This window comes from Gordonia sp. (in: high G+C Gram-positive bacteria), assembly GCF_049299075.1.
Classification (GTDB): Bacteria; Actinomycetota; Actinomycetes; order Mycobacteriales; family Mycobacteriaceae; genus Gordonia.
In genome coordinates this window covers 1-2,238 of the sequence record NZ_JBAQWU010000175.1, presented here as the reverse complement: position 1 = coordinate 2,238, position 2,238 = coordinate 1, and the positions used below count along the sequence as shown (strand labels likewise).

General features: G+C 65.4%; 4 protein-coding genes. 1 reads left to right on the top strand and 3 read right to left on the bottom strand.

The window, feature by feature from the left end; translation table 11 throughout:
- Positions 1–69: 69 nt before the first annotated feature.
- Positions 70–213, bottom strand: a complete 144-nt coding sequence (locus tag WAW85_RS05840; protein ID WP_422558700.1) for a hypothetical protein — start codon at positions 211–213, stop codon at positions 70–72.
- Positions 214–389: 176 nt separating this feature from the next.
- On the opposite strand from WAW85_RS05840, the gene WAW85_RS05835 reads away from it, so the two are divergent.
- Positions 390–992: an HdeD family acid-resistance protein gene (locus WAW85_RS05835; RefSeq protein WP_422558699.1), complete on the top strand. Its 603-nt coding sequence runs from the start codon at positions 390–392 to the stop codon at positions 990–992.
- Positions 993–1,071: 79 nt separating this feature from the next.
- Here the strand turns inward: WAW85_RS05835 and WAW85_RS05830 are convergent, their stop codons facing one another.
- Together WAW85_RS05830 and WAW85_RS05825 are read right to left on the bottom strand one after the other, a co-directional pair.
- Positions 1,072–1,728, bottom strand: coding sequence for a hypothetical protein (locus tag WAW85_RS05830; RefSeq protein WP_422558698.1), 657 nt, complete (start codon positions 1,726–1,728; stop codon positions 1,072–1,074).
- A 167-nt stretch (positions 1,729–1,895) separates the two neighbouring features.
- A partial coding sequence (locus WAW85_RS05825) for a hypothetical protein (protein WP_422558697.1) occupies positions 1,896–2,238 on the bottom strand: 343 nt, incomplete at its 5' end.

The following is a 2,238-nucleotide window of genomic DNA, read 5'->3' as shown; positions in this document are numbered from 1 at the left end:
CTGCATCACTCCTCAATTGCGCAGGGCCGTACTGATTGCAGGCACTGCTAGCTGGCTCTCAGCTTCTTATCATGTCGGCACCGCCCCACCCCCGCAGACGATTGCACCGCACTCGTCAGCCACCCGCTCCCCCGGCTCCAGAATCTTGGTCAGCACCTGAACAATCGCCGCGGCATGAACGACGTCGTTCAGCCGTCCCACCGTCGATCGCACCGATAGCGTCGTGCGGATTGTGCGCGGGATCAGGGGCCATGGTCCCAATAGTCACGACAGGCGAAAGACGAAATAACCACAGGCGGTTTAAGCCGCCCCGCCGCCGCCTCACGGCGGTATTGTCAGCGCAGTCCGGGCGCATCCTGCGCGCGGCCTGCTACTCAAGGGGTAAGAAAATGACGACCAACAATCCGCTGCTTGCCGGGGTGGGCGACATCGTCGACCGCACCTGGAAGAGCCTGCTGGGCATCGGCGTCGTGTCGATCATCATGGGCCTCGTCGTCCTGTTCTGGCGCGGCCCGACACTCTTCATCGTCGCAATCCTGTTCGCGATCTATCTGATCATCTCCGGCCTGTTCCTGGTCTTCTCCACGTTCGGCGCGCCCGACCACAGCGGCTGGTGGCGTCTGCTCAGCTTCGTCGCCGGTGTGCTGTCAATCATCTTGGGCGTCATTGCGATCCGTAACCCGGCCGAGTCAATCATCCTGCTCGCCATCTGGATCGGTATCGCCTGGATCTTCCGCGGCCTCGGTACCATCTCCTGGTACAGCAGCTCCCCCGAGCTCCCCGGCCGCGGCGCAGGCATCTTCTTGGGTGCCGTCACGCTGATCGCCGGCATCGTCTTGATCGTCTGGCCAGCCGGATCCCTCGGCACCCTCGTCTGGGTGGCCGGCATACTGCTGATCGTCGTCGGTATCTTCGAAGTGATCGACGCGTTCAGCCTCAAGAGCTCGGCCGCCAAAGTGCGGGCCGCGGTCACCGGCGGCCAGCCCGTCTAACCACGACGCGGTCAACCGCCGCGCACCAGTACACGGCTGCCCCGACCTCGCGTCGGGGCAGCCGTTTCGCATCCTGCCTTCAGCGCGGAACGTCAAGTGTTGGCAGCTGCGACTTCAGCATTTCCAACTGTCCGTGAATCAGTCCGAAGTCGGTGACCGGCTGCGATGCATTGAGCCGGATCTGCGCCGCACTGGTGATCGCGTCATCCACGCCACACTCAAAGGCCACCAGGCGCGACCACGCCTCCGCGGCCGCCGGATTCTGCGGCAACCCCACACCGGTGAAACCCGGCTCCACCGTCCGGCCCAGCGACGCGATGTCGTCGGCCAACACCAGCTGTGCAGCGACGTCGTTGGAGATCTCCGTCAGCCAGCCCCGCACCGATTCGGCTCGGGTCGCGGCGCTCACCTCATAGACAGTCTCCACCTTGCGGCGGCACGTCGCCAACTGGCGCCCCCACGCGTCGTCGACCGGGGTGGTCGAGCGGAGGTGGCTTGACCCTTCGACAGGCTCAGGGAGCAGAGGGGCAGGCTCAGGGAGCATCGCGGGCGGGGGTGCGGTGCGACGGGTGTAGCGGATATGCAAGGTCCAGAAGACGACCGCCGACACCAGATAGAACAGAGTGCCGCCCACTTTGTCGCCGGGTGTCTCCCCGGCGAACGGCATCACCACGAACCCGAAGGTGGCGAAGATGGCCAGGGCGATTCGCCACCGCGCCTTTATGAACGCCAACACCGCTACACCCCTCAACACCGTCCGAACATCGCGGCCACCGACTGGCCGCCTGCTCCGCATTATGCCGTCGCGCTCCGACAACCGGCATTCGCTCGACTACCCCGCCCCCGTAGCGCAATGGCAGGAAGCCCGACGTGGGCTTCCTGCCATTGTTGCTGCGCGGCACCCTAGCCGGCGCCGTGGTTCGGGTTGTGGCAGACGCTGCCCTCACACGGAACATCCGAGCCGTCGCCGTTCGGATTCGGCATCACCGCGCCACCGTTCTCGGATGGGTTCGACCCGGCGCCGTGGTTCGGGTTGTGGCAGACGCTGCCCTCACACGGAACATCCGAGCCGTCGCCGTTCGGGTTCTGCATCATCGACGGATTGTCACCGGAGTCGTTGGGCGCGGTGTCGTCGTCGGAGTCGGTGCCGCAACCAGCCAGCACACCGAACGCCAGCACGGCGCTGGCCAAGCCGGTTGCCGCCCGCGTCCATCCTCGGGTTCGGCGATTAGTCACAGTAGTAGAC

Bases quoted from the DNA above. Each gene is read 5' to 3' on its own strand.
- WAW85_RS05835 (WP_422558699.1), top strand. From the start codon at position 390: ATGACGACCAACAATCCGCTGCTTGCCGGGGTGGGCGACATCGTCGAC.